Below are 22,602 nucleotides of genomic sequence, written 5' to 3' on the forward strand. Positions count from 1 at the left end.
TGCAACAGGCTTACAGCTGAGCGGTGATCACGGAGTGGTAGGTCGCGATGCGGCCGTACACGCCGGGGTAGCCGGCGCCGGCACAGCCACGGCCCCACGAGGTGTCACCGATGAGCTTGCCGCCGTACACCAGCGGGCCACCGGAGTCGCCCTGGCAGGTGTCGGTGCCGCCCTGCGGGAAGCCCGCGCACACCATCGAGCTGTTGCTGTACTGCGGGTAAGCGGTCCGGCAGGTCGCGTCCGAGGTCAGCGGCACGTTCGCCTTGAGCAGGTAGCGCGAGGCGGAACCACCCGAAGAGGTGGTGCCCCAGCCGAGGATCAGCGCCGAGTTGCCCGCCGCGTACAGCGCGGTGTCGGACGGCGTGGCCAGCGGCAGGGTGGCCGAGTTGATGTTGCGGTCGAGCGTCAGCACGGCCACGTCGTAGCCGGACGTCGCGGAGCGGTAGCTCGGGTGCACCCAGATCCGGGTGACGCTCGCGACCGTGCCCGCGGTGCTCTGCTTGTCGTCACGTCCGTGCACGACACGCGTGCTGGAGGCCGAACGACCGGACACGCAGTGGGCGGCCGTGACGACCTTGTTGGCCTTCACCAGCGTTCCACCGCAGAACTGCGATCCGGACGTGGACGCCAGGTAGACGACCCACGGGTAGGTCGCGGTGCTCGCCCGCGTACCACCGACGATCATCGGCGACACGTCGCCCGCGTTGGCCGCGGGGGCGACGAAGAAGATGCTTGCGAGAGCTGACACAACGACGGACACGATCAGGCGATGCAGGGTTTTCGCCATGTTGCCAGTCCTTCCCAATGACGCTGTGTGTGCAGGGGGTGAAGCACGGCACACACAGCGTCAAGGGCGGGGATTCGGCGGCGTAACCGCCATTAGTCGGACATGTCCGACTTCACTTTTGACTCAGCCGATGCCACGCGCCGTGAAAGCGGCCTGGACGGTGGCGGCGTCAGCGTCGCCGTAGAGCTTCTTCGCCGCCGCGACGGTCGCCTTGGCCGCCGCCGCGAAGTTCGTCGACGGCGAGTAGGAGAACTGCGCCTCCAGCACGATCTTCGCCGACTTGTCGCGACCGAACTTCTGGTAGAGGTCCCACAACGCCCGCGACCAGATCTGGCCGTCGAAGTGGACCTCGCCCTTGCGGTCGGCGTACTTCAGGTCGGTGTCGGTGCGACGCAGGCAGTGCGGCGTCTCGGTCGTGTACGCCGTGGCGTCCCAGTCCATGATGCACGCCAACGGGACCGTGGCCGTGTCCTTGGCGTCCGCGGAGGACATGATCAACGCCCACCAGTCGCCGAAGCCCTCGCCGATCGAGCCGCCCTCGACCGTGGAACCGAAGCCGGGCACCTGGGCGTCCTGGATCGCGTGGCCGAGTTCGTGCCACACCACCTCGACGTCCTCGGCGTCGTCCACCCCGCCCGTGCCGAACGTGATCTGGTCCTTGTTCGGGTCGTAGAACGAGTTGTCCTCGGTCAGGCCGAGCGTGGTGATCTTCTGCGCCTCGTTGTTCACGTTCTTGAACCCGAGGCTCTGGATGTACTTCTGCGCCTCCGTCACGCCCCAGTAGGCGTTGACCTGCTCGAAGAGGTCGTTGGCGCGCGTGTACTCGAACTTGTTGTTCTTGTTGTACGCGAGCTTGCTCTTGGCACCGGTCAGCTGGGCGTAGTTGCCCTTGAGGTAGCCGGAGCCGTCCAGGTTGGACAGCGTGACCGTCTTGTACGCGGACGCGGGGACGGCCGAATCGGCGTCGTTGTCGTCCTTGAGGTTCTGGTTCTGCTGCGACGACACGGGGTTCGGGCTGAACACCTTGCCGGTGCCGTCCGCGTGCTTGACCAGGCTCTCGGTCTTCACGACCGCGCCGGACTCCGCGTGCACCAGCGTGCGCTCGGATCCCTTGCCGCTGTCGGAGATCACCTCGTAGACGAGGCCGGTGCCCGGCAGCACCTTGAGGTTCGCGCCTTCGGGAGCCGCGACCCTGGTCTTGGCGTCCTCGGTGGAGATGGCCGGCGTGACGTCGACGGAACCGACCGAAAGGCGGCCGTCGTCCACGGTCTTCTCGCCGGTCGCCTTGTCCACGTGCTCGACGTAGTACGCGCCCAGCACCGGTTTTCCGTCGTAGGTCTGTTCGTACCAGGTGTGCGTGGCGGTCAACGAGTCGCGAACGGTCAGCAGCCGCAAGCCTTCCTTGGGCGCGGCGGCCTGGGCGGTGATCGTCAGCAGGGACAGTGCGACGCCGGCGGTGCAGGCGACAGCGACGAGACGACGGGCTCTCATGCCGGTCTCCAGTGCTTTCGGGCCCGGGCAGGGTGGGCCGTGTGCGTGGCGACGCTAATCAAGAAAACTTCAGCGGAGACCCTACGAAAGAAGGAAAAACGTCAGTGTTCCCAGACTCCGGGAACAACAATTACGTCGGCTTCGACCGGATTGTCCAGCGTTGGTCCGGTTCCGAAAGCGACGAACGCGACGGCCGCACCCCGAGCGGCCAAATCGCACGCGCCCTCGTGGCGAACTTCGGTGCCGGAACGCAGAAGCGGGCTCACCACGGTGATCGCCTCGGGCGTGCCGACCACGAACGCCGCGCGCCGGATCTCCGCCTCCGCACGGGGCGTGCGCTGCTCGGCCGCACCCGGACCGAGCCCGACGAGAGCGAGCCGGCCGCGCGGCAACACCCGCGCCGCGGCCACGGTCACGTTGTCCCGCTTGAACTTCTCGGCCGCCAGCTCGATCGGCCCGCCGTGCCCGATGCTCCGCGCGCCCCGCAACGCCGCCGCCTCCGCGACGCTCGCGGTACCCATCGAGTTGCGCACCACCGAACTCGGGTTCGGCACCCCGATCTCGGCGAGCTCCTCGGTCGGGAACGTCAGCAGCTCGGCCGTGTCGCCGTGCCAGAAACCCCAGTCCTCCACGGCGTCCACGATGCCGGGTTCGTCCGCCTTGGCGTCCGCCGTCGCGAACGCCTTGATGGCCCGCAGATCCAGACCACCCTGAGTGTCCAACTCGGACAGTGCGGCACCGACGCTCGTGGCCGACGCACCGCGCGTCGAGCCCACTCCGACGACGAGCGTGCGCGGCACGATCCGCAGCACGTGCTCCTTCGCCGCCGCGGCCCGGTCGTCGATGACGATCACCCACGTCGCGTCCTCGCCGCCCGCCACCACGTTGGGCGGCAACGCGGGCAGCGGGAAGTTCAGCGGGTTGCGCAGCACGACCTTCTCGCCGGCCTCGATGGCGGCGGTGCAGGTCGCGACGTCACCGTCCGCCGTGGCGTCGAGCTGCTCGACCAGCTCGTCCAGCATCGAGTCGACCATCGGCCCGCTCGTCACGACGGCCGTGCGGTTGAGCAGGTCCGCGACGTGGTGGGTGAACACGTCCGCGTCACCGGCCAGCGCGACGACGAAGTGCTCGTCCACGCACACCACGGCGGGGTCGGATCGCCTGTCCCGCAACAGGGGCGCGACCAGCCGGACCGCGGACCCCGCGTCCAGGAAGAGCACGACGGCGCCGAGACGGGGCCAGAGGTTGCGGACGGCGGGCAGGACCTGGCCGTCGGGGACGACGGCGTCGGCACCGAGCAGGCCGGCGAGGTCGGCGGCGTCACCGCGCTGGGCGGGGCCGGCGAAGACTCCGATCACTTCTTGTTTCCCCACAACAGGGTCACCGGGACGGCCGGGGCGAATCCCGAGTCCAGCAGGCGCGAGGCGGTCCAGTGCACGCCCTCCACCTCGTACCCCGCGGCCACCAGCGCGTCCCGGGCGGGCACGATCTCGTCGACCCGTTCCGTCGCGACGACGACACGACGGGCCGACGCCGCCGCACTCGCCCTGACCGCGCCGATCTCACCCCGGCCGACGAACACCGCGTCCGGACGCGGCAACGAGGGCGCGTCCAGCTCGGACTCCTCGACGCGGACGTCGACACCGTGCGCGGACGCGTTCGCGATGATCCGCACGCACTGCACGGGATCCGGCTCGACCGCGATCACCGCGGCACCCAGCCGGGCGCACTCCACGCCGACCGCGCCGGAACCCGCGAGCACGTCCCACACCAGCACGCCGGGGCGCGGGGCGAGGCGGGCCAGCACGAACGCGCGCACCTCGGCGCCGAGCACGTGGGTGCGGCTCGCGAAGGCGTCGTCCGGGAGGGCCCAGCCGTCGCTGGAACGGAGGAACTCGTTGTCCGCCAGGCACAACACGGCGTCCGGCGCGGTCCAGCGGCGTGTCACCGCGTCCCGCGGGTCGACCGCGACCAGCTCGCCGGAGTCCTGCACCGTCAGCGTGCGGCGCCAGCCCGCGAGGCCCGCGCCGATCTCGGCGGGGCCGATGCCCTCGGCCAGCCTGACGATCACGGCGGAGTGGGCGCGGCACACGTTCAGCGCGGGGCGCAGGCCGTCCGCGGCGTCGACGACCTCGACCGGACGACCCGCTGCCACCAGCAGCTTCTCGAGGGACATCAGTTAGCGGACCGCTTGGGCTTGCGGACCGGCTTCTTGCGAGCGGAGGTCGAGGCGTTGACCGTCGGAGGCTTCGGCATCTCCGCCGCCACCACCGTCAGCTTCGGCTTCGGAGCGGGCTCCTCGGCGGGCTTGCGCACCGACTGCTGTATTTCCTCCACCGCCGTCCACGCCGGGTTCGGCTCGGCCACGGGAGCGGTGGGGACGGACGGCGCGGGGATGGGCTCGTCCGGGCGCGCCGGGATCGGCTCGTCCACGCGCGTCGCGATGCGCGAGGCGGCACGGCGCGACCACTTCGTCGGGCGGGCGGCGCGCAACGGCTCGTCGACCGACGTCGTCGCCGAGGTCGACACCCGGCGCGTGGGCGCCTTCACGGCCGCACCGACGAGGAACAGCGTCGGGCGGTACAGCTTGTGCTTCTTCACGACCGACTCCAGCTCACCGACCGTGGTGTGCACGACCAGTTCGTCGGCCTGGCTCACCTTGTACGCGACGACGACCGGCGTGGCCTCGGAGTACCCGCCCTGCAGCAGCTTCTCCACGAACTGGCCGGTGCGCGCGCCCGAGACCGTGGCGGCCATCGTGGTCTGCAGCGCGGCGAACTCCTGGACCAGCTCGCTGCTCTCCGGCGAGATCAGCACCGTGGACGACGCCTCGGTCTGCGTGAGCTCGCGGCCGATCTTGGCGGCCGCGGCGGCGACGACGGACACGCCGGGCACGACCTCGACCTCGAGGCCGAGGCGCACGCAAAGGTCGTGCTGCTCCTGGACGCCACCACCCGTCGCGGCGTCACCGGAGTGCAGGCGCACCACGACCTGGCGCGACGCGGCGGCGCGGCGGTACAGGTCCGTGATCTCCTCCGGCGTGACGCGCGAGAAGTCGACCAGTTCGGCGTCGGCACGGGCGTGTTCGCGCACGCACTCGACGTCCACCGCTGTGGGCGCCCAGATGACGACGTCGGCTTCGGCGATGCGGCGCGCGCCTCGGAGAGTGATGAGGTCGGCGGCACCGGGACCGGCGCCGACGAAGGTGACCCGACCGGTCGTCGTCACGACAGCTCCACAGGGGGTTTCGGGGGAGAGAGACTTAGGCGAAGACCGTACCGTCTGCCACTCCGGCCACGAACGGGTGGCAGGCCCGCACGAATCGGGCTACCGCCTCCGGATCACCGGCCGGGTGCGTGTGGAGGTACGAGGCGTGCACGCCGCCCACCACGAACCCTTCGGCGACAGGCCGTGAGTCGACGCCGCGCCAGTGCCACGCGGGCGGGGTCGAGTGCGGTGTGGACAGCTGGGTCCGGTGGAACTCGTGGCCGGTCACACGGCTGCCGGGCGGGTGCAGCGGGGAACTCGCGGACGCCACCGCGTCCCGGTAGCCCAGGGTCAGCTTCGGGGTCATGAACCCCTCGGCGTCGAGCACGCCGCACATCGGGTGCCCGTCGAGCGACCGCGCGAGGTACAGCAACCCTCCGCACTCGGCGTGGACCGGCGCACCCGAACGAGCGAACCGAACCACTGCTTCGCGCAACTTCGTGTTGCCCGACAGCGCTTCCGCGTGCTGCTCGGGAAATCCGCCCGGGAGGACGAGCCCCGCGGTGCCCTCCGGAAGGTCCTCGTCGTTCAGCGGATCGAGGACGGCCACCGCCGCGCCCGCCGCTTTCAGCACCTCGACGTGCTCGGCGTAGCCGAACGTGAAAGCCGCTCCGCCGGCGACCGCGATCACCGGTTCGTCCTCGATGCGTTCGACCTGCGGTTCCCACGCGGCGACGGCCATCGCGGGCACCGACCGGGCCAGCCTGCGGACCGCGTCGAGGTCGACGTGCTTGGCCACGGCGGCGGCGATCGCGTCCACCGCGGCCACGGCCTCCGACCCGTGCTCCGCGGCCGTCACGAGCCCCAAGTGCCGTGAGGGCAAGGAGAACTGCGGGTCGCGCGGCAGCACGCCGAGCACGTCGAGACCGACCTCGTCGCACGCCGACCGCAGCACCTGCTCGTGCCGTTCGGACCCGACCTGGTTGAGGATCACACCACCGAGCCGGACCGTGGGGTCGTAGCCGCGGAACCCGTGCAGCAGCGCGGCGAGCGACCGGCTCTGCCCGCGTGCGTCCACGACGAACAGCACGGGCGCGTTGATCAGCTTGGCGACGTGCGCGGTCGAGCCGATGCCGGCGGTGTCGATGCGGCCGTCGAACAGCCCCATCACGCCCTCGACGACGGCGATGTCACAGCCCTTGGAGCCGTGCGCGAAGAGCCCCGGGACGCGGTGCTCGCCGACCATGACCGGGTCGAGGTTGCGGCCGGGGCGGTTCGTGGCGAGCGAGTGGTAGCCGGGGTCGATGTAGTCGGGGCCGACCTTGAACGGCGCGACCCGCGACCCGGCGCGGCGCAACGCGGCCATCAGGCCCGTCGCGACGGTGGTCTTGCCGCTGCCCGAGGCGGGGGCGGCGACGACCAGCCTGTTCACCATCCCGGGCCCCGCAGACCCGGGCTGGTGACCGCGTCCGCCGACCCGTACACCACTCCGGTCCTCAGACCCGGGCCGGTGGCCATCAGCCGCTTCACCACTCGATCCCCCGCTGGCCCTTCTGACCGGCGTCCATCGGGTGCTTGACCTTGGTCATCTCCACCACGAGGTCGGCGGCGTCGATCAACTTCTGCGGCGCGTACCGCCCGGTGATCACGACGTGCTGGTGGCCGGGCCGGTTCGCGAGCGTGTCCACCACCTCGTCGACGTCGATCCAGCCCCAGTGCAGCGGGTACGTGAACTCGTCGAGCACGTAGAAGCCGTGGCGTTCGGACCGGATGCGGCGTGCGATCTCCGCCCAGCCCTCCTGCGCGGCCGAGGCGTGGTCGTCCTCGGTGCCCTGCTTGCGGGTCCAGGACCAGCCCTCGCCCATCTTGTGCCACTCGACGGCGCCGCCCTCGCCGGTCTCGTCGTGCAGCCGGCCGAGCGCCTTGAAGGCCGACTCCTCGCCGACCTTCCACTTGGCGGACTTCACGAACTGGAACACGCCGATGTCCCAGCCCTGGTTCCAGCCGCGCAGCGCCATGCCGAACGCCGACGTCGACTTCCCCTTCATCTCACCGGTGTGCAGCATCAGCAACGGCCGGTTGCGGCGCTGGCGGGTCGTCAGGCCGTCCTTCGGCACCTCGGTGGGTTGTCCTTGAGGCACAACGATCTCCTTACGCGGCCCGGACGACGCCGGCGAGGTGGTCGGCGGACAACTGATCGAGCCGGACGCACGTGCCCTGCAGCGCTTCGGCGATCTTCTGGGCGAGGCCGAGGCGGACGTGGCCCTGTTCGCAGTCCACGACCACGACAGCGGTCTGCTCCAAGAGGCCCGCGGCCTTCAGCGCGTCCTTGGTCGGGTCGCCGCCGAGGCCGGACGACGTCGCGCGGCCGTCCGTCAGCAGCACCACCAAGGGCCGCTTCCGCGGGTCGCGCATCCGTTCGATCTCGAGGACGCGGTGGGCCTTGAGCAGGCCGTCCGCGAGCGGGGTGCGGCCGCCGGTGCGCATCTTCTTCAGGCGCGTGGCCGCCGCGTCGACGGACGTGGTCGGGGGCAGGGCCACCTCCGCGGTCTGGCCGCGGAACGTCACCACGCCGACCTTGTCCCGGCGCTGGTAGGCGTCGCGCAGCAACGAGATCACCGCGCCGCTGACCGCCGACATCCGCTTCTGCGCCGCCATCGAGCCGGAGGCGTCGACGACGAACAGGACGAGGTTCGACTCCTTGCCCTCCCGGACGGCCTTGCGCAGGTCGGCGGCGGTGAGCAGCAGTCCGGGACCGCTGCGGCCCCGCGCCGCCTGGTGTGGCGCGGCGTTCGTCAGGGTGTCGACCAGGTGCAGCCCGTTGCCGTCCACTTTGGACGAACGGACGATCCGGCCGGTGCGGGCACGGGCCCGCGAACGCTTGCCGGGCGCGCCCTCGCCGACTCCGGGGACCTCCAGCAACCGCGCCTTGAACGCGGGCGAGGGCTCCGGTGCCGGACGGTCCTGGGGCGCGTTCCCGTTGCCCTTCGGGCCGTCCTGCGGTTCGGGCAGCTCACCACCGCCGGGGCCGTCGTCGTCCGGGCCTTCGTCGGGGTCGGAAGCGTGCTCGGCCGCCTGCTTCATCGCGTCCTCGAGCTGCTGCTCCTCGATGCCGGGCTCGTCGAACGGGTCGCGGCGGCGCCGGTGCGGCAGAGCGAGCCTGACCGCGGTCTCGACGTCGGTCTCCTCGACCTCCGAAGCGCCTCGCCACGCCGCGTGGGCGGTGGCGGCACGGGCGACGACGAGGTCCGCGCGCATGCCGTCGACCTCGAAAGCCGCGCAGACGGCGGCGATCCGGCGCAGCTCACCGTCCGGAAGGGACACTCCCGGCAGCTTCGAACGTGCCTCGGTGATCTGCTGCTTGAGCTCGGCGTCCGCACCGGCCCACTTCGCCGCGAACGTCACGGGGTCGGCCTCGTAGGCGAGCCGGCGCCGGATGACCTCGGTGCGCACACCGACGTCCCGCGCGGCCTTCACCGCCACGGTCAGCCCGAACCGGTCGAGCAGCTGCGGCCGCAGCTCGCCCTCCTCCGGGTTCATGGTGCCGACCAGCAGGAACTGGGACGGGTGCGAGATCGAGACGCCCTCGCGCTCGACGTGCGCGCGGCCCATGGCGGCGGCGTCGAGCAGAAGGTCGACGAGGTGGTCGTGCAGCAGGTTGACCTCGTCGACGTACAGCACGCCCCGGTGAGCCGCGGCCAGCAGACCGGGCTGGAACGCCCGCACGCCCTCGGTCAGCGCCTTCTCCAGGTCGAGCGACCCGACCAGCCGGTCCTCGGTGGCGCCGACGGGCAGCTCCACGAGCCGGGCCGGTCGCCGGTCGACGCCCTCGTGCGGCGCGTCGGGGCAGTCGGTGGTGCCGGGCACGCAGCCGAACCGGCACCCGGCCGAGACGTCGAGTTCCGGCAGCAGCGCGGCGAGGGCACGCACGATGGTCGACTTCGCGGTCCCCTTCTCGCCGCGGACGAGAACGCCGCCGATGCCGGGGTGCACGGCGTTCAGCAGCAGGGCCAGCCGGAGGTCGTCGTGTCCGACGACAGCCGAAAAGGGGAACATGCTCGGCGATGTCCTTTCCTCGGGTGTCCACGCCCGTGGTGAGGTGAAGAGGGGGACGAGTTCCTGACTCCCGACACGCGGTCGGTCACAGTCGCGGGACGGCGCCGGAGTCACACCGGCTTCCTCGCACTCCCCTCACAGCCCCGGCATCGTCGCACTTCGCACGGCCGGGTCCAACAGCCACGTCGTCCTAGATCAGGCTGAGGAACTCCTCCCAGGCCGCCCGGACCTCGTCCGCCGTCCACTCCAGCGCGGGCTCCGCGATCGTGACCTCGGTCTTCGCGAGCGTCCCGGCGCGCCAGAACCCGCCGAGGAACTTCCCGCTCACCTCCTTGAGGTGTGCGGGATCACCGGGCAGGTGCAGCGCGAACTGGTGGGTGTGCGGTTCGGGCAGGTCCATGGCGGCGGCCACGACCTTGGCGTGCTCGACGTACGCGCCGAGCCTCGGCAGCACGGTGTCCAGGCCGTGCAGCGCGGACAGCGCCGCGGGCCACTGCTGGAACAGCATGCCGCCGTACCGGTGCCGCCAGACACGTGCCTGGTCGACGAAGTCCTGGCTGCCCGCGAGCGCCGCTCCGGAGATGCCCTCCAGCGACTTGTAGAACGACACGTAGACCGAGTCGAACAGGCCGGCGATCTCGGCCAGCGGCTTGCCCAGGCCGTGCGTGCTCTCCCACAGCCGCGCGCCGTCGAGGTGCACGACCGCGTCCCGTTCGCGGGCGAGATCGACCATCGAGGTCAGCTCGTCCCAGGTCGGGAGCACGAACCCGGCCTCGCGGTCCGGCACCTCCAGCAGCAGCGTGCCGAACGGTTCGGGGCACGAGCCGATGTCGGCGTCGCGCACCTTGATCGGCCGCAGACCGGACAGCACGGTCAGCGCGTCGTCCTCGTGGTGCAGCGGGTGCGCCTGCGGGTGCATCGCGACGATCGGGTTGTGCGTGCGGTCGGCCCAGCACTTCAGCGCGATCTGCTGCGCCATGGTCCCGGTCGGCACGAACAGCGCGGCCTCGGTGCCCAGCAACTCCGCCACCCGCGTCTCCAGCGCCCCCACCGGGCCGCCGTCGCCGTAGCGGTCGGGGTCGACGTCCGGCACCGGGCCGAGCGTCTCCAGCAGCGTCTTCTTGCGGACTCCGGAAAGCTGACGGTTCAACACCCCAGCATCAAACCTCAGGTCAGCGGCTCACGGCCACCGACTTCGGCGCGCGGAACGACAGCAGGTTCAGCCACTCCGGCTTCGGGCCGACGAGGTGCAGCGACGGTTCGTGCTCGGCCACCGTCCGCAACGTCACAGCGGCTTCCAACCGGGCCAGCCCGGCGCCGAGGCAGAAGTGGCGCCCGTACCCGAACGCGAGATGCCGGGAATCGGTTTCCTTACCGCTCAACAACAACACGAGCTCCGCACCGGCAGGCACGCGCACACCGGACAACACCACGTCACGCGCGGTCAGCCGCCGCCACGTGACGACGGGCGTCTCGGTCCGCAGCACGTCCTCGACGAACGACTCGGCCACGCCCGGCTCAGGTAGTCGCGCCCACAGCGAACGGTCCTGCAACGCGCGGCGCAGCGCCGTGGACAGGAGCTGGGTCGTCGTCTCCTGGCCCGCGATCAGCAGGAAGTAGCAGAGCCCGGCGGAGTCCTCGGCGGACACTCCGGCATCGGCCAGCGCGCAGAACAGCTCACCGTCCCGCGCGTGGTAGCGCTTGATCAGCCACTGGTGGAAGTCGCCGACGTCGTCGACCAGTTCCAGCTGCCGTTCGCGGGTGATGTCGCCCCAGAAGAACTCCAGCGAACCGGTGCTCCACCGCTTCAACGTGGGGATGTCGACGTTCTGGAGTTCGAGCAACTCCGTCAGCACGATCGCCGGCAGGTCCCAGGCCAGGTCCCGCACGAGATCCGCGCCACCCAGCCGTTCCAAAACCAGCGACCGGATGCGAGGCTCCGCTGCGGCGACACGCGCCGGCGTGAAGAACGACGCCACGAGTCGCCGCAGGTCGGCGTGCGACGAGGACCCGTTGTTCGCGAGCGTCGGCGGCAGCGAGAAGCGGGCGCGGACCAGCGACCGCAACGCCGCCGGCGCCACCGGTGTCACGGCGGTCAGCGCGTTGTCGGGCAGGTACGTGACCGGATCGGCCAGCACGGCACGCACGTCGTCGTAGTCGGACACCACCCAGCGTCCGCCGATGAACTGCACCGGCGAGGTGAGTTCGGCGCGCGTGAAGGTGAACAGGTCCACGAGCGGCACGCTAGCGGGCGGATGGGAGACTCGGCCGGTGACCGTGAGCACAACTGAGGCGATTTCCAGTGACGGTGAGCCGACGCTCGACTGGATCGACGTCCGTTCTGAAGCGCGCGCCAAGGCCGGTCTGACCCGGCGGCTGCGGCCGCGCACGGCGGCCTCGACGGACCTCGACCTCGCGAGCAACGACTACCTCGGGCTCGCCAAGGACAAGCGGGTCGCGGGTGCCGCGGCCGCCGCCACGCTGAAGTGGGGCGCGGGATCCACGGGATCACGCCTGGTCACGGGCTCGACGGAGCTGCACGCGGAGCTGGAGTTCGAGCTCGCGAACTTCTGCGGCTCGCAGTCGGCACTGGTGTTCAGCAGCGGGTACATGGCGAACCTCGCCGCGGTCACGGCGCTGTCCGGCCCCGGCACGGCGATCGTCGCCGACCAGCACATCCACGCGTCCCTGATCGACGGCACGCGCCTGTCGAAGGCGGACGTCGTCGTCGCGGACCACTGCGACGTCGGCAAGGTCCGCCACGCGCTCGAGACCCGCGGCAAGCGGCGCGCGATCGTCGTCACGGACTCGGTGTTCAGCGTCGACGGCGACATCGCCCCGCTCAACGAACTGCACGAGGCCTGCCGCGCGACCGGCGCAGCGCTGGTCGTGGACGACGCGCACGGACTCGGCGTCGTCGGACCCGGTGGCCGGGGCGCGGTCGCCGAGGCGGGCATCATCAAGGCGCCGGACGTGATCACCACGCTGACGCTGAGCAAGTCGCTGGGCGCGCAGGGCGGTGCCGTGCTCGGCCCGAGCCGGGTGATCAGGCACCTGATCGACACCGCGCGTCCGTTCATCTTCGACACCGGCCTCGCGCCGAGCAGCGCGGCGGCGGCCCTGGCGGCGATCAAGATCCTGCGCGAGGAGCCGGACCGTCCCGAGCGCGCGCTGACGGTGGCGCACGACCTGAGCAACCGCCTGAAGGAGGCCGGTTTCCAGGTCAGCACCCCGACCGCCGCGGTCGTGAGCGTGCGCGCGCCCAGCCCGGAGCAGGCGTTCCAGTGGGCCGAGACCTGCCGCACGAGCGGTGTGGTCGTCGGCTGCTTCCGGCCGCCGTCGGTGCCGGACCAGATCAGCAGGCTGCGGCTCACCGCGCGCGCCGATCTGACCGAGGCCGACATCGAGCGCGCGGTGCGCGTGATCAGCGAGAGCGCCGCATCCGCAGGTGTGGGATCCCGTCGTCCATGAACTCGTCCCCCTCGGCGACGAACCCGAACGACGCGTAGAAGTCGGCGACGTACGTCTGCGCGTCGAGCACTGACGGCGTGGTGCCGATGTCCACGAGCGCGGCCTGCATCAGGCGACGGCTGTAGCCACGGCCGCGGGCCATGCGCGCGGTGGCGACGCGGCCGACGCGGAACGTGCCGTCCGGTTCCTCGAGCAACCGCAGGTACGCGAGCGGATCGTGCGATCCCTCGGCCTCCAGCCAGAAGTGCCGTGTGCCCTGCTCGAGATCTCGGCCGTCCGCGTCCGCGTAGACGCAGTTCTGCTCGACGACGAAGACTTCCTGGCGCAGTCGCAGGATCGCGTAGAGCTGGGCGGGGCTCAGGTCGAGCCCCCACTGCCGGCGGAGGGTGGCGGGAAACTGTGTGGTTCGCACCTGGTCGTGGATATCAGAAGCCCAGCGTCTGCCGGTAGTTCGCGAGCCGGGTGTAGACACCGGGTTCATCCGGCCGAGCACAGCCGCGGCCGAACGACACGACGCCCGCGAGCCTGCCGCGCACCACGAGCGGACCGCCCGAGTCGCCTGTGCAGGCGTCCCGGCCACCGCGTCCGGCGCACAGCATCGCGCCCGGCCGGTAGTCCGGTTCCTTCAGCAGGCACTCGGAGTCGGTCAGGATCGGCACCGTCACCTTGCGCAGCGACAGGGCGGGCGGGGTGTTCTCGGCGGTACGGCCCCAGCCGAGCACGACACCGTCGTCACCGACCTCGCCGAGCGCGATCGTCCGGTACGGCACCTGCCGGTCCAGCGTCAGGACCGCCACGTCGTCGCCCTTGGTGACCTCGACGTAGTCGGGGTGGCGCCACACGCCCGCGACGGCCGCCTCGACGCCCTCGCCCTTCTGCCGCAGGTCGGTGCGGCCGGCGACCACGCGCAACTGCTCGGCGGGACGCTGGTTCTTGCCGAGCACGCCCTTGATCGTCACGCAGTGCGCGGCCGTCATGACCTTGTCCGGCGCGACGAGCGCGCCGCCGCAGATCAGCTGACCGTCCGTGGTGGTGATCGCCACAACCCACGGGGTGTCCGCCACCCGCGCGGGTGTCCCCCCAACGATCGCATCGGCGGACGTCCCGCCGCTGACCAGGGCGATCACCGCCACCAGCACGGCAAAACGCTTACCCCTCACGGACCACTCCTCGTTGCGCCAGGTGGACGATCGGTCACCAACGGTAGCGATCGCGCTAGGACGGCGTCAAAACCGGAGATTCTCGTGTTAGTGTCCCGTCAGACCGGAGATTTTGCGGTCTGAGACTTAGATCACGGGGGTATGTACGGTGTTGTTCGACTTCGGCCAGGTTCCGGCCTTCCTCATCGCGTGCGCGGTCGTCATCGTGACCCCCGGCGTGGACGCGTTCCTGCTCCTGCGCACGTCACTGCGGTCCGGCACCCGCGCCGGACTCCTCGCGCTGGGCGGCATCCACACGGCCGCGGCGGTCCAGGTCGCCCTGGTCATCTCGGGCCTCGGGGTGGTGCTCGCGCAGTACCCGATGGCACTCACGGCGTTGCGTTGGATCGGTGCCGGCTACCTGCTCTACCTGGCGATTTCCATCACGCGCGGGCTCATCAGGCGCTCCGGCGGCGAGCCGGAGGAGGTCATGAGCGCGCGGCCGTTCCGGCAGGGCTTCCTGACCAACATCACGAACCCGAAGATGATCCTGTTCTCGCTGGCGTTCCTGCCGCAGTTCATCGGATCGGGTGAACCGGCACCTCAGCTCACGATGCTCGCGGCCGTGTTCCTCGGACTCGCGGCGGTCTGGGAGCTGATGATCGTGCTGGCGGCGTCCCGCGTGGCCGGGAAGCTCAAGCGGCCGGGCGTGACGACGGCGCTGGACGCGGTGTGCGCGGCCGTCTTCCTGACGATGTCCGTCGGCCTGGTGCTCTGACCGAGGTACGTCGCGACCCGCGTGTAGACGCCCGGCATGTTCGGACGTGCGCAGCCCGTGCCCCACGACACGATGCCCGCCAACCGTCCGTCGACGACGAACGGACCGCCGGAGTCGTCGGTGCACGCGTCGATCTCACCGCCGGGATAGCCCGCGCAGAACATGGCCCCGGCGTCGAACTGCGGGTACGTCGCGGCGCACTGCCCGTCCGGCACGATCGGGATGTACGCCTTGTGCAGCAACGGACTCTTGTTCGTGTCGTGCTCGGTCTGCCACCCCCAGCCGTACACGACACCGACGCTGCCGCCCATGTACGCGGTGGGCGCGGCGATCGGCAACGGCCGGTACGGCATCGGCTCGGTGAGCGTCAGCACGGCGATGTCCTTGCCGCTGGACGGCGTCGTGTAGCCGTCGACCAGGCGGAAGGCCGCCACCAGAGAGGTGGATCCGCCATCGGTGCGCAGGTCGAGCCGGCCGCCGACGGCGCTGATCGAACCGGGCATGCGGCCGTGGACGCAGTGCGCCGCCGTGGCCACCTCCCGCGGCCCGAGGAGCGCTCCGCCGCAGAACTGGTCACCCTGGGGTGTCGTCAGGGCGACCATCCACGGCGCCTCGTCCGCGTCGTCCACCACGACGCCGCCGACGATCCTGGGTTCGGCGTGAGCCGGGGTCACCGTGCTCACGAGCAGAGCCAGAACCGCCGCCAGCAGTCGCATGGTTCCCATCAGTACGCAGAGGCCTACGGGTCGACAACCGCAGGCGACGAAGCATCCACGACCGAGTGAAGTTCCTTGGCGTAGCGGGAGATCCGGACGTACACGCCCGGCTTGTTCCTGCGCGCGCAGCCCTCGCCCCAGGACGTGACGCCGACGAGCTTGCCGTCCGCCACGATCGGGCCGCCCGAGTCGCCCTGGCAGGTGTCGACCTTGCCGCCCTCGAAACCCGCGCAGAACATGTCCGCCCTGACGAACTGCGGGTAGGTGTCGACGCAGAACGCGTCCGGCAGCACCGGCACGGTGGCCTGCAGGAGGAAGCGGGACGTCTTGCCGTTCTCGGAGGTCCGCCCCCAGCCGAGCGCGCGCAGCTCCGTGCCGGGCTCGTACAACGCCCGATCGGACGGTTCGGCGAGCGGCAGCGGCGAGTACGGCAGCGCCTTCCTGAGGGTCAGCACCGCCACGTCCTCGCCCTCGTCGGCCGAGGTGTACTGCTTGTGGATCCAGATGCCGGTGACCGCGGCGACCACCCCGGCCTCGCGGTCGAGCTTGTCCTCACGACCGGCGACGACCTGCACGTCCCTGGGCGAGCGGCCGAGAGCGCAGTGGGCGGCGGTGAGCACCTTCGCGGGCGCGACGATCGTACCGCCGCAGAACTGGGTGCCGCGGTCGTCGAGGAGGTAGACGGCCCACGGGTTGGCCTCGATGGACGCCCGCTCGCCGCCGACGACCTGCACGTCGGCGGCAGCGGTGCCCGTTGAGGCGAGCAATGCGGTGAGGACCAGCACCAGGAGTCGTCTCATGACTCCAGATGGTAGCTACTCCGCTGGACCGTTCGGAGCAACCTTGCTCCACATCCGTCCCGCCGCGCCCATGACCGTCTCGCCGATGTCGTTGATCGTCTTGATCAGCGGGTCGGCGGAGTTGCTCATGGACTCCTTGTACGAGCGGGCGGCACCCTTGATGTCGTCGGTGAGGTTCGACGTCGGTTTGTCGTCCTCCCGGCGCGCGTACGTGCCCGTCAGGATCTCGCGGTACTCCTCGCTCGCCGACCAGCGCTGCAGTTCGGCGGCGCGCACCACGACGAGCGGGTGCGTGCGGGTCTCGGTGTGCAGGAGCTTGAGGATGCTGTCGCGGATGTCCTCGACCTCCTCGTACTCCTTGGCCTGGGCGAGGAACGACGCGATGTCGACCTGCCCGCCGAGGTCGCCCGCGAGCGCGAGGTGCGTGCGCAGCGCGGCCTGCGGGTCCTGGCAGGCCAGCAGGCCCGCCCGGTCACAGGAGAGCTCGGTCTTGCGCTGCCACTCGCGCAACGCCGCGATGACCGCGCGCATGGCGATCGCACCGGCCGGCACCCAGGCGAACGACGTCGTGAGGTCGACCAGCCTGCGCAGCAGCGTGTTGTAGAGCGCGTGGCCCGACATCGCGTGGCCCATCTCGTGACCGATCAGGAAGCGCAGCGACTCGTTGTCGAGCAGGTCGACCGAACCGGTGCTGATCACGATGAACGGCTTGTCGATGCCGTAGGTGTAGCCGTACGCCTGTGCGTTGCGCTCGACGAAGAGCTCGGGCACCTCGGCGAGGTCGAACGCCGCCGCCACCTCGTTGCGGATGCGGTCGAGCTGCGGGTACTGCTTGGGACCCACCCGGACGGACGACGCCACCTGAAGCAGGCGCTCACCCCGTTCGGTGAAGGCTCCGGCGACCGCCTTGAGGATCGGTGCCACGGCGGGCACCGCCCTCAGCACCGCGAGGGCGCCTCGGTCGGCAGGATGCTCATAGGCGCGTGGGCTGATCCCCGGGAACCGCACCCTCGATGACTGCTCAATATCCCCCGTCACGTCATCCAGGTTAGACACGATCCGGACAAGGCTGCACGGAATCGGCGTCAGACCGTTGCAAACTTGCGCGGTGAGCAGCGACGAAGACACCACGGTTCTGCCCTTGCGCGGCGGGGCCTCAGCGACCCTGGTCCGCCGCCGCGCGGTCGCCAACGACCGCGGCGCGATCCTCTACGTGCACGGATTCGCGGACTACTTCTTCCAGGAGCACGTGGCCGAGCACTACACCGCCCAGGGCTACGACTTCTACGCCGTCGACCTGCGCGGATACGGCCGGTCGCTGCGGGATGGCGAGCTGCCGAACTACACGACCGACATGACGGTGTACTTCGAGGAGATCGACGCCGCGATCGCCGTCGTTCGTGAAGAACACTCGCGTGTGGTCCTCATGGGTCACTCGACCGGTGGCCTCACGACGTCGCTGTGGGCACACGAGCGGCGTGCCAACGACCTGATCGACGCTTTGGTGCTCAACAGCCCGTGGCTCGACGTCGTCGAACCACCGTTGATGCGGCAGGTCGTGAAGCTGATCGGCGGTCTCGCGCCGAAGGTGAAGATCCGCGCGAACCTCGGTGAGGCGTACGGAGCGGCGATCCACAACTCGCGCAACGGCGAGTGGGACTTCGACCTCAAGTGGAAGCCGCTCGCCGGCTTCCCGGTGCTCGCCGGGTGGATCCGGGCGGTGCTCGTCGCGCAGGAGAAGGTCCACAAGGGACTCGACGTGCCGGTGCCGGTGCTGGTGCTGCACTCCGACAGGAGCGAGCTGAACGCTCGCGAGTGGAGCGAGGCCGTCTCGAAGGCGGACGCCGTGCTCGACGTCGAGGGCATGCGCAAGTGGGGCCCGAAGCTCGGCACGTCGGTCAAGGTCGTGGAGATCAAGGGCGGCATGCACGACCTGTTCCTGTCGCCTGCGCCAGTGCGTGCGGCGGCCCTCGCCGAGGTCGACGAGTTCCTGAAAACGGCTTGACCTCGTTGTAGGTCGAGGTTCGAGACTGGTCGTCATGAACATCGACTTCAACGCCTGGTACGCGCTCGAAAGCGCGATGCAGGACGAGAAAAGCCGTCGCGTGAGCCGGGCGACGTTGAAGCGTGTCGCCCGGTTCGCCCACCCCCAGCGGCGAGCCGTGTACTTCCTGCTGGCCATCAGCTCGGTCGCGGCCGTGCTGGCCGTCGCCTCTCCGGTGCTGGCCGGACGCGTCGTCGACACCATCATCGGCGGCCGTGACTACGGACTGGTTGTGTGGCTCGCACTGGCGATCGCCGGCGTGGCGGTGCTGGAGGCCGGGTTCTCGCTGGTCGAGCGGTGGCAGTCGTCGCGGGTCGGCGAGGACCTGATCCTGCGGCTGCGGCAGGCAGTCTTCGACCACGTGCAGCGGATGCCGATCGCGTTCTTCACCCGCACGCGCACCGGTGCGCTGGTGTCGCGGCTGAACAACGACGTGATCGCCGCGCAGCGGGCGTTCTCCGAGACGATCTCCGGCGTGGTCACGAACGTGATCGCCCTGGCGCTGACCCTGATCGTGATGCTGACGCTGTCGTGGCAGGTCACGGTGCTCGCGATGGTGTTGCTGCCGATCTTCCTGCTGCCCGCGCGGCGGATGGGCAAGCGTTTGGCGTCCATGCACCGCGAGGCCGCGAACCTCGACTCGGCGATGACGACCCAGATGACCGAGCGGTTCTCCGCGCCGGGCGCGACGTTGATCAAGCTGTTCGGCCGGCCTTCCATCGAGAGCGCGGAGTTCGGCTCTCGTGCGAAGCGTGTGCGGGACATCGGCGTGCGGACGGCCGTGGCGCAGTGGCTGTTCCTCGTCGCCTTGACGCTCGTGTCGTCGTTGGCGCTGGCGCTGGTCTACGGGCTGGGCGGGTACTTCGTGTTCGCCGGACAGATGGCGCCGGGCACGATCGTGACCTTGGCGCTGCTGCTGACGCGGCTGTACGCGCCGTTGACGGCGTTGGCCGGCGCACGGGTGGACGTGATGACGGCACTGGTGTCGTTCGAGCGGGTCTTCGAGGTGCTGGACCTGCCGCCGTTGATCAAGGAAAAGGCCTCTCCCGTCGCCGTGCCGGACGGCCCGGTGGAGGTCGAGTTCGCGGACGTGAAGTTCGCCTACCCGTCCGCGGACAAGGTCTCACTGGCGTCGCTGGAGGAGGTGGCGTCGCTCGACACCCGTGGCGGTGAGGAGATCCTCGGCGGGATCTCGTTCGTCGCCGCACCGGGTTCGCTGATCGCACTGGTCGGCGCGTCGGGTGCGGGCAAGTCCACGATCGCCTCCCTGCTGCCCCGCCTGTACGACGCGGACTCCGGCTCCGTACGACTGTCCGGTGTGGACGTCCGCGACCTGTCGTTCGACTCGATCCGCGAGACCGTGGGCATGGTGACGCAGGACGGGCACCTGTTCCACGAGTCGATCGGCGCGAACCTCCGTCTCGCCGCTCCCACGGCCACCGACGAGGAGATCTGGGACGCGCTGACCCGCGCCCGCCTCGCGGACCTGGTGGCGTCGCTGCCGGACCAGCTGGACACCGTCGTGGGCGAACGCGGCTACCGCCTCTCGGGCGGCGAACGGCAACGACTCACGATCGCGCGGCTGCTGCTGGCCAAGCCCCGCGTGGTGATCCTGGACGAGGCGACCGCTCACCTGGACTCGCGCTCGGAGGCCGCCGTGCAGGAAGCGCTGGTCGAGGCACTGGCGGGCCGCACGTCACTGGTCATCGCACACCGGCTCTCGACCATCCGGGCGGCGGACCAGATCCTCGTCGTGGACAGCGGTCAGATCGTCGAGCGTGGTACGCATGAAACGTTGCTGGCCAGGGAAGGCCACTACGCGAAGCTGTACCGCACTCAGTTCAGTGAAGAGCCGATCGGAGCACCTTGACCATCCCCTCGCCCGACAACCTCTACCCGTTGCCGGACTACGCGCGCACGGTGCTTTTGAAGCCGTTGGTGAAGAATCCGCAGATCGAGATCGGCGAGTACACCTACTACGACGACCCGCACCACGCCACGGAGTTCGAGCAGCGCAACGTGCTCTACAACTTCGGCGCCGAAAAGCTGGTCATCGGCCGTTACTGCGCGCTGGCCGAGGGCGTGCGGTTCATCATGTCCGGCGCCAACCACAGCATGGCGGGCGTGTCGACGTTCCCGTTCACGATCTTCGGCGGCGTCTGGGGCGAGAAGACGCTCGACATCGCCCTCGGCGCGCCCTCCCGTGGCGACACGGTGGTGGGCAACGACGTCTGGATCGGCTACAACTCCCTGATCATGCCGGGCGTGCGGATCGGCAACGGCGCGATCATCGCCGCCGGCTCCGTCGTCGTGTCGGACGTTCCCGCGTACGGCATCGTCGGCGGCAACCCGGCGAAGCTCCTGAAGACCCGCTACAGCGACGAAGACGTCGCACTGCTGGAGCGCATCGCCTGGTGGGACTGGCCGGTGGAGAAGGTGACAGAGCACGTCCGCACGATCATGGCGGGCACCCCCGCCGAACTGGCCGAGGTCGCGCCGTGAAGGCATTGCTGATCACCGGCCCGGTCGGCGTGGGCAAGACGACGGTCGCCGAGGAGGTCGGTTCGCGCCTCGCCGAGGCCGAGGTCCCGCACGCGGTGATCGACCTCGACTGGCTGTCGTCGTGCTGGCCCGCGCCCGCCGACGACCCGTTCCACTTCGAGCTGCAACTGCGGAACCTGCGAGCCGTGGTGCGCAACTACGCCGACGCGGGTGTGCACCGCATCGTGCTCGCGGGCGTCGTGGAGAGCCAGGCCGACCGCGAGCGGTACGCCGAGGTCGTCGGCGCGAAGCTGAACGTGTGCCGGTTGAAGGCGGACCTGTCCGTCGTGCACGAGCGGCTCGTGCGGCGGCACCACGCCGAGGCCGACCTGCGGTGGCACCTCAACCGGGCCGAGGAGCTGGAGATGCTCTTCGCGGCTTCGTGGATCGAGGACTTCGTGGTGTCCGCCGACCAGCCGGTGGCCGAGGTGGCGCAGGACGTGATCTCGTGGTGGCTGGCGGCGGAACGGCTGCCGAACGAACCTGTGGCGTCCGAGTGAACGTCAGCTGACTCGCGCACCGAGGGTCTCGTACGAGCGAAGGATCAACGCCTTGGACGCGTCCTCGTCCAAGGCACTGTCCTCTAGTGCGCGTACGACTCTTTCGTAGCCCTCGATTGCATCATCCGCCTCGATGAAGAGACTGGAGTTCTCGGTCTCGACCCACACCAATGGCCGGTACCTGCTGAACGTCAGCCGGGTGAACGGCCCGGCCGCCCCGGCATGCGCGCCCCGGGCCGCAGGCACGATCCGAATCCTGACGTTCGGACGGTTCGCCATGAACATCAGGTGCAGCAGCTGACCCGCATGTGTTTCAGCGCCACCGACAGGAAGGAGCAGCGCCAATTCGTGGATGATGAAGGTGCAGGCCATGCCGTGCTGGAGGAACGTCTGCATCGCTAGCCGCGCCTGCACGCGCTCCTCCCGTTCATCTGTCGAATCGGCATCCAGCACCTCGCGCATGTAGTCGGCCGTCTGCAGGAAGAGCGGCACCAGGTGCGTGTGCCAGCACGTCATCGTCGTAGCCACCTCCAGGTGCTCTACGACCGTGCGGCAACCGACGGGCGAGCACGCGCCGTGCTGCTGCCACCACCCCCGAACGTTCTTTTCGCAGTAAAGCGAGAGCAGGCGCGCAGCCTCGTCGGCCTTCACCCGGCAGACGCCCAGCAACAGTGCGACTTCGACTTGGCTGGCACCGCCTTTGCCGTTCACGAGGTTCGAGATCTTGCCTTCGTCCCAGTCCAGGACTTCGGCGGCGTGACGCGATGTCAGGCCTGCAGAAGCAAGTGCATCTCTCAGCACCGCACCGAATTCGCGCCCACGCGCGGTCGAGACCTTCGTCGGCATGCTTCCCCTCCGATCTCAGCGCACCCCGGCCACCGCTTGACGGAACAGCAACAGTCCTTGCATCGCGGTGTTCGTTTCTTCGCAATCCAGCGCCGACGTGACCACCACCGCAGCTCTGGCCAGCACCGCGACCTGCGAACGAGTCAGGTTCACGACTACCGGGACCATGTCCTCGGCACACGCCATGGTCAGCTCCTCTCGCCCCCAACCTTACTGCAATATCCGA

General features: G+C 70.0%; 22 protein-coding genes, 1 pseudogene and 1 riboswitch. Of the genes and pseudogenes, 6 read left to right on the top strand and 17 right to left on the bottom strand.

Annotation, left to right across the window (positions count from 1 at the left end):
• Positions 1–10: 10 nt before the first annotated feature.
• The 10 genes from PV646_RS02435 to PV646_RS02480 all read right to left on the bottom strand — a co-directional run bounded on the left by PV646_RS02435 (position 11) and on the right by PV646_RS02480 (position 11,775).
• On the bottom strand, positions 11–787 hold the full coding sequence (locus PV646_RS02435) for a S1 family peptidase (RefSeq protein WP_500339802.1): 777 nt from the start codon (positions 785–787) through the stop codon (positions 11–13).
• A 123-nt stretch (positions 788–910) separates the two neighbouring features.
• The gene (locus PV646_RS02440; RefSeq protein ID WP_500339803.1) at positions 911–2,278 is read right to left on the bottom strand and encodes a M4 family metallopeptidase; all 1,368 of its coding nucleotides are present in this window, start codon (positions 2,276–2,278) and stop codon (positions 911–913) included.
• A 101-nt stretch (positions 2,279–2,379) separates the two neighbouring features.
• Positions 2,380–3,636: a cobalamin biosynthesis protein gene (locus tag PV646_RS02445; RefSeq protein WP_500339804.1), complete on the bottom strand. Its 1,257-nt coding sequence runs from the start codon at positions 3,634–3,636 to the stop codon at positions 2,380–2,382.
• On the bottom strand, positions 3,633–4,454 hold the full coding sequence (locus PV646_RS02450) for a hypothetical protein (protein ID WP_500339805.1): 822 nt from the start codon (positions 4,452–4,454) through the stop codon (positions 3,633–3,635). The genes PV646_RS02445 and PV646_RS02450 overlap by 4 nt, the downstream gene beginning before the upstream one ends.
• Complete coding sequence (locus PV646_RS02455) at positions 4,454–5,506, bottom strand: cobalt-precorrin-4/precorrin-4 C(11)-methyltransferase (protein ID WP_500339806.1); 1,053 nt, start codon at positions 5,504–5,506, stop codon at positions 4,454–4,456. The genes PV646_RS02450 and PV646_RS02455 overlap by 1 nt, the downstream gene beginning before the upstream one ends.
• 34 nt (positions 5,507–5,540) lie before the next feature.
• Entirely contained in the window at positions 5,541–6,920 is a 1,380-nt protein-coding gene (locus PV646_RS02460; protein WP_500339807.1) for a cobyrinic acid a,c-diamide synthase CobB, read from the bottom strand.
• Between the two features lie 91 nt (positions 6,921–7,011).
• Positions 7,012–7,626 (bottom strand): cob(I)yrinic acid a,c-diamide adenosyltransferase, encoded by a 615-nt coding sequence (gene cobO, locus PV646_RS02465; protein ID WP_500339808.1) that lies wholly within the window; start codon positions 7,624–7,626, stop codon positions 7,012–7,014.
• A gap of 10 nt (positions 7,627–7,636) precedes the next feature.
• On the bottom strand, positions 7,637–9,541 hold the full coding sequence (locus PV646_RS02470) for a putative cobaltochelatase (protein WP_500339809.1): 1,905 nt from the start codon (positions 9,539–9,541) through the stop codon (positions 7,637–7,639).
• Positions 9,542–9,579: 38 nt separating this feature from the next.
• A riboswitch (cobalamin riboswitch) is annotated at positions 9,580–9,710 on the bottom strand.
• A gap of 21 nt (positions 9,711–9,731) precedes the next feature.
• The gene (locus PV646_RS02475; RefSeq protein WP_500339810.1) at positions 9,732–10,694 is read right to left on the bottom strand and encodes a threonine aldolase family protein; all 963 of its coding nucleotides are present in this window, start codon (positions 10,692–10,694) and stop codon (positions 9,732–9,734) included.
• Positions 10,695–10,713: 19 nt separating this feature from the next.
• Entirely contained in the window at positions 10,714–11,775 is a 1,062-nt protein-coding gene (locus PV646_RS02480) for a cytochrome P450 family protein (protein ID WP_500339811.1), read from the bottom strand.
• A 37-nt stretch (positions 11,776–11,812) separates the two neighbouring features.
• Here PV646_RS02480 and PV646_RS02485 point away from each other — a divergent pair, with 37 nt between their 5' ends.
• The gene (locus PV646_RS02485; protein WP_500339812.1) at positions 11,813–13,012 is read left to right on the top strand and encodes an 8-amino-7-oxononanoate synthase; all 1,200 of its coding nucleotides are present in this window, start codon (positions 11,813–11,815) and stop codon (positions 13,010–13,012) included.
• On the opposite strand, the gene PV646_RS02490 is transcribed toward PV646_RS02485, so the two are convergent.
• Positions 12,966–13,424, bottom strand: coding sequence for a GNAT family N-acetyltransferase (locus PV646_RS02490; protein WP_500339813.1), 459 nt, complete (start codon positions 13,422–13,424; stop codon positions 12,966–12,968). The two genes, PV646_RS02485 and PV646_RS02490, sit on opposite strands and share 47 nt — an antisense overlap.
• 13 nt (positions 13,425–13,437) lie before the next feature.
• Positions 13,438–14,172: a serine protease gene (locus PV646_RS02495; RefSeq protein ID WP_500339814.1), complete on the bottom strand. Its 735-nt coding sequence runs from the start codon at positions 14,170–14,172 to the stop codon at positions 13,438–13,440.
• A 148-nt stretch (positions 14,173–14,320) separates the two neighbouring features.
• On the opposite strand from PV646_RS02495, the gene PV646_RS02500 reads away from it, so the two are divergent.
• On the top strand, positions 14,321–14,929 hold the full coding sequence (locus PV646_RS02500; RefSeq protein WP_500339815.1) for a LysE family translocator: 609 nt from the start codon (positions 14,321–14,323) through the stop codon (positions 14,927–14,929).
• Positions 14,930–14,943: 14 nt separating this feature from the next.
• Here PV646_RS02500 and PV646_RS02505 read toward each other — a convergent pair.
• The 3 genes and pseudogenes from PV646_RS02505 to PV646_RS02515 all read right to left on the bottom strand — a co-directional run.
• A pseudogene (locus PV646_RS02505) lies at positions 14,944–15,654 on the bottom strand (S1 family peptidase); the annotation flags it as partial.
• Between the two features lie 14 nt (positions 15,655–15,668).
• Positions 15,669–16,445 (bottom strand): S1 family peptidase, encoded by a 777-nt coding sequence (locus PV646_RS02510; protein ID WP_500339816.1) that lies wholly within the window; start codon positions 16,443–16,445, stop codon positions 15,669–15,671.
• 15 nt (positions 16,446–16,460) lie between these two features.
• Positions 16,461–17,369, bottom strand: coding sequence for a M48 family metallopeptidase (locus PV646_RS02515; protein ID WP_500339817.1), 909 nt, complete (start codon positions 17,367–17,369; stop codon positions 16,461–16,463).
• 184 nt (positions 17,370–17,553) lie between these two features.
• Here PV646_RS02515 and PV646_RS02520 point away from each other — a divergent pair, with 184 nt between their 5' ends.
• From PV646_RS02520 to PV646_RS02535, 4 genes are read left to right on the top strand one after another with little or no spacing between them, the layout of a single operon-like run.
• On the top strand, positions 17,554–18,450 hold the full coding sequence (locus PV646_RS02520; RefSeq protein WP_500339818.1) for an alpha/beta hydrolase: 897 nt from the start codon (positions 17,554–17,556) through the stop codon (positions 18,448–18,450).
• Positions 18,451–18,484: 34 nt separating this feature from the next.
• On the top strand, positions 18,485–20,359 hold the full coding sequence (locus PV646_RS02525; RefSeq protein ID WP_500339819.1) for an ABC transporter ATP-binding protein: 1,875 nt from the start codon (positions 18,485–18,487) through the stop codon (positions 20,357–20,359).
• Positions 20,356–20,991: a CatB-related O-acetyltransferase gene (locus PV646_RS02530; RefSeq protein WP_500339820.1), complete on the top strand. Its 636-nt coding sequence runs from the start codon at positions 20,356–20,358 to the stop codon at positions 20,989–20,991. The genes PV646_RS02525 and PV646_RS02530 overlap by 4 nt, the downstream gene beginning before the upstream one ends.
• Positions 20,988–21,530 (top strand): AAA family ATPase, encoded by a 543-nt coding sequence (locus PV646_RS02535; RefSeq protein ID WP_500339821.1) that lies wholly within the window; start codon positions 20,988–20,990, stop codon positions 21,528–21,530. Before PV646_RS02530 ends, PV646_RS02535 begins: the two co-directional genes overlap by 4 nt.
• 3 nt (positions 21,531–21,533) lie before the next feature.
• On the opposite strand, the gene PV646_RS02540 is transcribed toward PV646_RS02535, so the two are convergent.
• The gene (locus PV646_RS02540) at positions 21,534–22,376 is read right to left on the bottom strand and encodes a helix-turn-helix domain-containing protein (RefSeq protein ID WP_500339822.1); all 843 of its coding nucleotides are present in this window, start codon (positions 22,374–22,376) and stop codon (positions 21,534–21,536) included.
• Positions 22,377–22,391: 15 nt separating this feature from the next.
• Positions 22,392–22,562: a hypothetical protein gene (locus PV646_RS02545; protein ID WP_500339823.1), complete on the bottom strand. Its 171-nt coding sequence runs from the start codon at positions 22,560–22,562 to the stop codon at positions 22,392–22,394.
• Positions 22,563–22,602: the final 40 nt, after the last annotated feature.

Origin of the sequence: Streptomyces sp. ID05-26A (genome assembly GCF_033794685.1) — a bacterium.
Taxonomy (GTDB): Bacteria; Actinomycetota; Actinomycetes; order Mycobacteriales; family Pseudonocardiaceae; genus Lentzea.